This is a genomic window from Paenibacillus sp. SYP-B3998 (assembly GCF_010820665.1).
In the GTDB taxonomy this organism is placed as follows: Bacteria; Bacillota; Bacilli; order Paenibacillales; family NBRC-103111; genus Paenibacillus_E.
Genome location: NZ_JAAIKC010000011.1, coordinates 62,152 through 71,412, shown reverse-complemented (window position 1 = coordinate 71,412; position 9,261 = coordinate 62,152). Strand labels below are relative to the sequence as shown.

Here is a 9,261-nt window from a genome sequence, read left to right as displayed (position 1 = left end):
CACAACGTTCATCCTTAGGAGCGATTCAAAACCGCTTAGAACACACAATTAACAACTTGGGTACATCTTCTGAAAACTTATCAGCTGCTGAATCTCGTATTCGTGACGTTGATATGGCGAAAGAAATGATGAACCAAACAAAGAATTCTATTCTAGCTCAAGCAGCACAAGCAATGTTGGCTCAAGCTAACCAACAACCTCAAGGAGTTCTTCAACTTCTTAGATAATAATTTGATTTAAGGTGATAATAATAAGGTGGATGGCATAACTGCTATCTGCCTTATTTGCTAATGAGGAGAATGAAAAATGACATATTATATTAATGAAAAAAAGTTTGCCAAAAATAAAAATCTCCAAGAAACTTATGATGATATTGTTCGATATTTAAATAAAACATCTTCAATAATTGTGGAAAATGCTGAAACTCCTCTTGAGAAAAAGGAAATAATGGAAATTTTAGAAACGCAAGAAAATCCATCTTTTGTAACAAGGTTAATTGTGGATCATGAGAAAGAAGTGCTCCATAACGTGCAACAATTTTCAAAAGATTTGTTAATAAAAATAGAAAAATTGAATTTAAAGAGTAATGAAGATATATTATCAACATTTTCTGAACTGTCTGCTACTTTATTGGAGTTATCGAATGTGGATAATTATTTTAATATTAACAAGATTATTAAGGCAGAAATAGAATTGAGTGTAAAACAAGCAGAACAAAAAATACTGGAAAGTGATTACCCTTCTATTTTGGATATTATTGAATTAATCTACTCGGATTGGATAGAGGAATTTATAGAAGAACTAGAAATTAGGAAGGAAACCAATCAGTGAGTATGTATGAGATAATAAGTGGAGAAGCTGATGATGGAAGTCAAATTTATTTTTATAAATCAGAAGGTACGACCCTTCCGTTAAATTCTAAAATTTCTCCAAAAAAAGAAATTAGTAAAATTTTGAAGAAAGAAATATTAGAAAAAAACAAATTTATATTTATTATAGGGGTTGGAAATGGCGAGATTGTAGAAGCACTCCATTCAATGTATCAAGATATCCCGAAAATAATCATAATAGAACCATTTAATGAAGTTGCTTTGAGTGAATCTACTTTAAATAAAATTAGAGCGAGTAATAACATAGAGTTGCATTACTTAAAAAGCCTACTGCCTATAACAATAACCTCTATTATAGAGAAATTTAGGGGCCTCTCCTCGCAAATAATTATACATCCAAAATATGACCAAACTGAATCAATATTAATTAATGAAGCTTTAAAATTAATAGAGAAAAGTTTGAGTTTATATGTAATTAATAATAATACGGTGAATTTTTTTAAGAAAAATTGGATCATTGAGCCAATATTAAATTTAGCTTACACATTCGAAATGGATTCAATAGATGGATTTTTGGGGAAGTTTCAAGGAAAAGGAGCTTTGCTAGTCTCCTCTGGACCATCATTAACTGAAAATATTGAGTTTATAAAGAAAGCAAAAGAACATATGTATGTTTTTTGTGTAGGCTCTGCTGTAAGGGCACTGTTAAAATATAATATTCAGCCAGATTTTTTAGTTTCAATTGACTCCAGTTTGACAAACTTTGAGGCCCACTTTAAAGGAATCAATTACAAGGGGCTTGCTATTTTTGACACGATGACCCATCATTTAATTCTGCAAAACCATCAAGGAACCGCTTTAAAAATGTTAAGCGAAATGGATGGTATTACAGGAAGCATATTTCCTGAGCAGCAAAGATTCATATCAGTTGCTTCGGTAGCTATTTCTACTCTTAATATTATTTGTCAACTTGGATTTGAAGAAGTGTATTTAGTTGGACAGGATTTATCTTATGTTGACAAGAAGTATTATGCTGAAGGAATAACAGTACACGAAGGAGTTAGAATAGAAGAGGAATTATTTGTAGATAGTAATGACGGTGGGAAAGTTGTAACTTCTGAAACATTATATGCACAAATTGATTCATTCAACCAATTAACAAATCTCATACGAGATCATATTAAAATGTATAATACTTCAATAAAAGGTGCGAAAATTGACAATATTCCTTATATCCATTATGAAAATGTTAATTACCAAAAATTTATAAAAGATGTAAGTTTTACAGTTAACCAAAACAAAATGAGTATAAAGGGAAAAGAGAAGGCTATAGAAGTAATAAAAAATCTGTATCAAATTTTCGAATTGGTAAAAGTTGAAGAAAGAAAAATGAATAAAATACGAAAAGATGTAGTTAACATTTTAGATATCAAAACATTGTTAAAAAGTGTGAAGAAACTTAGAAAAGAGCCTTTAGTTGAAGGTGCGTTACTAAATCAGTTAATAGACGATGTTCAACGAATTAGCAATCATTTCGAATACAATTTCAAAGTAGATCAGACTACAAATGATCAAAGAATAGAAATGAGAGATAATATTCACGAGCTGTTTATAAAATTAAAAAATTATCTGGATTTATTATTAAACGACAATGAGATTAAAAAGTTTTATTCTAAAGGGTGAATGTATATGAGTAATAAGATATTAATAACTGGGGCTGATGGATTTATCGGCTCACATCTAGTAGAAGAACTTATACGCGCGGGATATAATGTTCGAGCATTTGTTTATTATAACTCTTTCAACTCATGGGGGTGGCTTGATTCTTCATCAGCGGATATTAAGAATGAGTTAGATGTATTTTCTGGAGACATTCGTGATCCATATGGGGTAAAAGAAGCGATGAAGGGTTGCGATACGGTTTTGCATCTTGCATCGTTAATTGCGATTCCTTATTCCTATCATTCTCCTGATACATATGTAGATACAAATATAAAAGGAACTTTAAATGTACTTCAAGCGGCACGTGAGCTAGGCGTTTCGAAAGTCGTTCATACGTCAACTAGCGAAGTATACGGTACGGCAAAATATGTACCTATTAATGAAGATCATCCATTACAAGGTCAATCACCGTATTCTGCATCGAAAATCGGTGCAGATCAAATGGCTCTGTCTTTTTATCGTTCATTCGAAACTCCAGTGGCGGTTATTCGACCATTTAACACGTATGGCCCGCGCCAATCCGCGCGGGCGGTTATTCCGACCATTATTACACAACTTGCATCTGGTAATGAGATAATTAAACTCGGCGCTTTAAGTCCAACCAGAGATTTTAACTATGTAAAGGATACTGTAAGAGGATTTATTTCAATTATGAATAGTGAAAAAGCACTTGGTGAAGTAATTAATATAGGTAGCAATTATGAAATTTCAATAGGTGAAACAGTTAAAGCTATTGCTGATGTTATGGGCAAAAAAGTTGAAATTGAAACAGATGAAATTCGGTTTCGTCCTGGAAAAAGTGAAGTAGAGCGACTTTGGGCGGATAATCAAAAAGCGAAAGAATTGCTTGGTTGGGAGCCGTTATATGGTGGTATTGATGGATTTAAGCGAGGATTGAAAGAAACTGCGGATTGGTTTACGAATTTGGAGAATTTAATCCGATATAAGGTAGATGTATATAATATATGACCAAGCAATGGCAGGAAATAACTCATAATATTAAAGCAATTTACGGCAATAAAGACATTGTTCTCTTACATGAGCCAACTTTTAGTGAAACAGAAATTGAGTATGTAACGGACTGTATTCGGACAGGTTGGGTATCATCTGTTGGTAAATATGTCGATGAGTTTGAGAAAAGACTCGCAGAATATACAGGTGTCAAGCGAGCGGTTGCGGTGGTTAACGGGACTGCTGCTTTGCATATTGCGCTTAAAATTGCAGGTGTGCAAGCGAATGATGAAGTCTTTATGCCAGCACTGACATTTATTGCAACAGCCAACGCAGTTTCGTACTTACAGGCACTTCCTCATTTTGTTGATGTAACAGAACAAACCATGGGCATTGATCCGGTGAAACTCGAAGAACATATTCGAGAGATTGGAGAGATTAATAATGGTCACCTTATCAATAAGTGGACAGGGCGTATAATTCGTGCAATTGTTCCAATGCATACATTTGGGCATCCTGTAGACATTGATGCGTTAATAGATATTTGTAAGCGGTATAATCTCGTTCTCGTCGAAGATGCGGCAGAATCACTGGGCTCTTATTATAAGGGGAAGCATACAGGGGGATTTGGTCTTGTAGGGGCACTTAGTTTTAATGGCAACAAAATCATGACAACGGGTGGAGGCGGTGCGATATTAACGAATGACGAGCAGCTTGCAGATTATGCGAAATATATTACGACAACTGCCAAAATACCGCATCGATGGGAATACCGTCATGACGAGATAGGTTTTAATTATCGAATGCCAAATATCAATGCCGCTCTTGGATGTGCTCAAATTGAGAAAATGAACGATTTTTTAACAGAGAAAAGGCAATTAACGCAAAAGTATCAAACGCTATTTGAACAAATCGATGGAGTCGATTTGTTTATTGAACCTACTTTTGGTACGAGTAATTACTGGCTTCAAACAATTATTCTTGATTTGGACAAACATAATCGTGATGATGTGCTAGATGTATTGAATAAGAATGGAACAATGGCGAGACCAATTTGGACACCAATGGATGAGTTAATTCCTTATATGGATTGTCCAAAAGGGGATTTGTCGGTGACATATGAGCTGAACAAACGAGTTATTAACATTCCTTCTACTCCTATACGAGTGGGGAAATCTACTCATGAATAAACGTAAAATTTGTATTGTTACTGGAACAAGAGCTGAATATGGGTTGCTTTATTGGTTGATGAAAGAGATCCAAGCAGATGATGAATTAGAATTACAACTAATTGCTACAGGGGCGCATTTGTCTCCTGAGTTTGGCTTGACATTTAAGCAGATTGAGGAAGATGGATTTACGATTGGCGAAAAAGTAGAAATGCTCTTGTCATCAGATACTCCAACTGGTGTAGTGAAATCGATGGGACTTGCAACAATAGGATTTGCGGATGCGCTTGTTCGATTGAAGCCAGATTTACTTGTTATCTTGGGGGATCGATTTGAAATGTTAGCTGTGTCGCAGGTCGCATTAATCACCGGTATCCCAATTGCACATTTACATGGTGGTGAGTTAACATTAGGAGCATATGATGACTCAATTCGTCACTCTATCACTAAAATGGCGACATGGCACTTCACCAGTACCGATAAACATAAAAAACGAGTAATTCAACTTGGTGAATCACCGAAACGGGTATGGAATGTTGGTGCGTTGGGAATTGAAAATATTTTTAAAATACCACTATTATCTAAAGATGAATTATATACTCAGTTATGCCTCGATAAAAATAAATCACTTTTACTTATTACCTATCACCCTGAAACGCACGGAGATCTAGAAGGGATTCATCCGTTATTAAAGGTATTAAGTGAGTATCCAAACATGAATCTTATCTTTACAAAAGCGAATGCGGATAATGGTGGACGCTTCATAAACGAAGTAATTGAAAAGTACACTTCTCAAAATGAAAATGCATTTTTGTTTGATTCGTTAGGACAATTGCGCTATTTAAGTGCAGTGAAACATGCTGAGTTAGTTATTGGTAATTCATCGAGTGGGCTTATTGAAGTACCATACCTTCAGACACCTACTGTGAATTGTGGTAATAGACAGGCGGGTAGGGAAGGACCAACATCCGTTTTTGATGCTGAGCTGGACGAAGAGTCTATTAGAAATGGCATTGAAAAAGCATTGCAATATGTCGGGCCATATGAACAAATTTTTGGCGATGGAAATGTTTCTCGAAAAATAGTAGATATCCTCAAAAGAATACCTTCCTACTTGATTCAGAAGGAGTTTTACGATTTATGAAAAATCATACATACATAATTGCGGAAGCTGGCGTCAATCATAACGGTTCTCTTGATCTTGCGTTTGCACTAGTAAATGCGGCAGTGCAAGCTGGAGCAGATGCAGTTAAGTTTCAAACCTTTAAAACAGAGAACCTTGTTACAAAAAAAGCAAAACAGGCTGAGTATCAGGTGAAGAATATTGGAGAAGAGACGTCACAATATGCAATGTTAAAAAAATTGGAGCTTGCATATGATGAGTTCATTCAAATTAAAGCATATTGTGATGAAAAAAAGATTGAATTTTTATCGACCCCTTTTGATCGTGAAAGTGTTAATTTTTTAGTAGATGAACTTGTAATTCGAACAGTGAAAATTCCGTCTGGTGAATTAACAAATGCACCGTTCGTACATTATATTGCTACAAAACGAAAGCCAATGATTTTATCAACGGGTATGGCAACTATGGAGGATATTCATGAAGCTATGTCTTTTATTGCGTATGGTCTTGCCCATCCAACTGAAAATGTCGAAATAGGGGCTGTTCGCAAGTTTTATCACACATCTGAAGCCAAGGAATGGTTGAAGGACTATGTGACGATTTTGCATTGTACGACTGAGTATCCAACTCCCTACACAGATGTTAATTTGATGGCGATGGATCAATTAAAGAGAGAGCTTCGAGTAAATGTTGGTTTATCTGATCATTCAGAGGGTATTTATGTCCCGGTTGCTGCTGTTGCGCGCGGAGCTCAACTTATTGAAAAACATTTTACAATTAGTCGAACTTTGCCTGGACCAGATCACCGTGCCTCCTTAGAACCAAACGAATTAACAGAGATGGTGAAAGCAATTCGTATTATTGAACAATCACTAGGAGATGGTGACAAAAAACCAACTTTCAACGAACAGAGGAATCAAATAGCTGCGCGTAAAAGCTTAGTGGCTGCAAAGCCAATTGAAATTGGTACAATTTTTACTGAGGAAAATTTAACAGTCAAACGGCCAGGTAGTGGCAGGGCACCTTCTCAATATTGGTCATTTATTGGAACAACGGCATCACAAAGCTATGAAGAGGATGAGCTCATTGACGAATAAACCAGTTATTTTGATTGGAAATGGCGGTCATGCGGCAGTGCTGACGGATATTCTGTTGCAACAGCATCGTTCCATTATTGGTTTCACAGCGCCAGAAGATCAAGAAAATCGTTTCGGGTTACCTTATCTTGGTAATGACGATGCAATTAATTCGTTTAATAATGCTCACATTGAACTTGTACTATGCTTAGGTACAATTGGTGCGAGGGCAAAAATTTTTCAACAGTTTAAAGAAAAAGACTATACATTTTCTTCAGTTATCCATCAAAGTTCCGTTACTTCTCCCTACTCAACATTAGGGGAGGGTATTCAGGTTATGGCAAATACTGTGATTGAAACTTTTGTGATTGTTGCCGATAATACTATTATAAACACATCTGCTAGCATTAATCATGACTGTCGAATCGGGCGGCATTGTCACATTGCACCGGGCGCGACGCTTTCAGGAAATGTAACCGTGGGTGATTTCACACATATCGGTGCAGGATCAACAGTTATTCAGAATGTTCAGATTGGAAGTCAAGTATTAATCGGCGCCGGATCGCTTGTTTTGAAAACGTTAAAGGATGGAAGCAAAGCATTCGGTGTGCCAGCTAAGGAAGTGTAGAATATGACAAGATGGAGAGACATCTTAATTGGCCCTCATGTAACAATTATGCAAACGATGAAATTGATAGATGATACTAGATTGCAATTTGCACTAGTTGTTGATGAGGATAGGCGTATACTTGGGACAGTGACGGATGGTGACATTCGTCGAGGACTATTGAAAGGCTTATCTTTAGATACATCAATTCACAAAGTAATGAATGAATCACCCATATATGAAAAATCGGGAAAGAAACCGTTTTACTATAAAGAGTTTATGAGAAAGCAGAAACTGAAACAACTGCCGATTGTGAATCAAGAAAGGCAGATTCAGGATGTCCTATTTGCTGATAATGTAGTTCAAATTTCACAAAAGGAAAATACTGTAATTCTGATGGTAGGCGGTCTTGGTACAAGACTTCGTCCTTTGACGGATCATATGCCAAAACCTATGTTGAAAGTTGGGGACAAGCCTATTCTAGAATCAATTATTAATAGCTTTAAAGGTTTTGGATTTACTAATTTTATTTTATCGGTAAATTATAAGAAAGATATAATTAAAGACTATTTTCAAGATGGAACCCAGCTTGATGTGAATATATCGTATATAGAAGAAACAAAGAGGCTTGGAACAGCAGGGGCACTATCGCTTTTGGTAGAAAAGCCAGATCATCCCTTTTTTGTAATGAACGGAGATCTATTGACCAAAATTAATTATGAGCAGTTGCTAAGTTTTCATAATGAAACGAATTCAGTTGCAACGATGTGTGTAAGGGAATATGAATATCAAATCCCTTATGGTGTTTTAGAAACAGAGAATCACCGTCTTTTGTCTATTGAAGAGAAACCGATTCACAAAAGTTTTGTTAATGCTGGTATTTACGTATTGAACCCTGATGTGTTGAAATTGGTTCCTCAAAATGAATTTTACGATATGCCAGATCTTTTTAAGAAAATGATGAGCGAGCAACAAGAAGTCTCCGCTTTTCCATTGAGAGAGTATTGGCTTGATATTGGTCGTATGGATGATTATGAAAAGGCTAATTTTGAATTTAGTGGAGGCTTTTTGTGATTAATAATAAGAAAGTCCTAGCAATTATTCCTGCGCGCGGTGGTTCTAAAGGAGTACCAAGAAAAAATATTCGTCAGTTAGCAGGAAAACCATTGATTGCGTGGACGATAGAGGCTGGAAAAAAGTCTAAATATATCGATAGATTAATTGTAACTTCGGAAGATCTAGAAATCATTGGAGTGGCAGAGGAGTATGGGGCAAATGTTCCTTTTGTTCGCCCGAAACATCTTGCAGAGGATGAAACCCAAGGATTGGATCCTGTGTTTCATGCATTGAATGAGTTGCCAGATTATGATTATGTGGTTATTCTACAGCCGACATCGCCACTGCGCGTAACAGAAGATATTGATAGTTGTATTGAGCATTTAGTGAATTCAGGAGTGCCAGCATGTGTTAGTGTGACAGAACCAGATAAATCACCTTACTGGATGTATATGTTACAAGAGAACGGGTTAATGAAACCGTTTAGTTCTCAGAGAGAAGTCGCTGTTAGGAGACAGGATTTACCATTAGTTTATGCTTTGAATGGTGCGGTCTACGTTGCAGTTATAGAATGGCTAATGAAAACAAAAAGAATAGTAACAGAGGAAACTTCTGCATTTATTATGCCAAAAAGTAGATCTTATGATATTGATACCGAAGAGGATTTTTTATTGTGTGAATGGATGATGACCAAGGATTGAAGTAGAGTTAGTAATCTACAAGTAAG

General features: G+C 35.9%; 10 protein-coding genes. All 10 read left to right on the top strand.

The window, feature by feature from the left end; genetic code table 11:
* On the top strand, positions 1-227 hold a 227-nt coding region (locus tag GK047_RS29835), incomplete at its 5' end, for a flagellin (RefSeq protein WP_275901701.1).
* A 79-nt stretch (positions 228-306) separates the two neighbouring features.
* Complete coding sequence (locus tag GK047_RS22895; protein WP_163952131.1) at positions 307-831, top strand: hypothetical protein; 525 nt, start codon at positions 307-309, stop codon at positions 829-831.
* Between the two features lie 2 nt (positions 832-833).
* A complete protein-coding gene (locus tag GK047_RS22890; RefSeq protein ID WP_240344138.1) occupies positions 834-2,513 on the top strand; it encodes a motility associated factor glycosyltransferase family protein in 1,680 nt (559 codons plus the stop codon).
* Positions 2,514-3,521 (top strand): NAD-dependent 4,6-dehydratase LegB, encoded by a 1,008-nt coding sequence (locus tag GK047_RS22885; RefSeq protein ID WP_163952127.1) that lies wholly within the window; start codon positions 2,514-2,516, stop codon positions 3,519-3,521.
* On the top strand, positions 3,518-4,693 hold the full coding sequence (locus GK047_RS22880) for a LegC family aminotransferase (protein WP_163952125.1): 1,176 nt from the start codon (positions 3,518-3,520) through the stop codon (positions 4,691-4,693). The genes GK047_RS22885 and GK047_RS22880 overlap by 4 nt, the downstream gene beginning before the upstream one ends.
* Positions 4,686-5,816, top strand: a complete 1,131-nt coding sequence (neuC, locus tag GK047_RS22875) for a UDP-N-acetylglucosamine 2-epimerase (protein WP_163952123.1) — start codon at positions 4,686-4,688, stop codon at positions 5,814-5,816. The genes GK047_RS22880 and neuC overlap by 8 nt, the downstream gene beginning before the upstream one ends.
* On the top strand, positions 5,813-6,892 hold the full coding sequence (gene neuB / locus GK047_RS22870; protein WP_163952121.1) for an N-acetylneuraminate synthase: 1,080 nt from the start codon (positions 5,813-5,815) through the stop codon (positions 6,890-6,892). Before neuC ends, neuB begins: the two co-directional genes overlap by 4 nt.
* Positions 6,873-7,499 carry a NeuD/PglB/VioB family sugar acetyltransferase gene (locus GK047_RS22865; RefSeq protein WP_163952119.1) on the top strand — a complete coding sequence of 209 codons (627 nt, stop codon included), beginning with the start codon at positions 6,873-6,875 and terminating at the stop codon, positions 7,497-7,499. The genes neuB and GK047_RS22865 overlap by 20 nt, the downstream gene beginning before the upstream one ends.
* Positions 7,500-7,502: 3 nt before the next feature.
* On the top strand, positions 7,503-8,552 hold the full coding sequence (locus GK047_RS22860) for a nucleotidyltransferase family protein (RefSeq protein ID WP_163952117.1): 1,050 nt from the start codon (positions 7,503-7,505) through the stop codon (positions 8,550-8,552).
* Entirely contained in the window at positions 8,549-9,235 is a 687-nt protein-coding gene (locus tag GK047_RS22855; RefSeq protein ID WP_163952115.1) for a cytidylyltransferase domain-containing protein, read from the top strand. The genes GK047_RS22860 and GK047_RS22855 overlap by 4 nt, the downstream gene beginning before the upstream one ends.
* Positions 9,236-9,261: the final 26 nt, after the last annotated feature.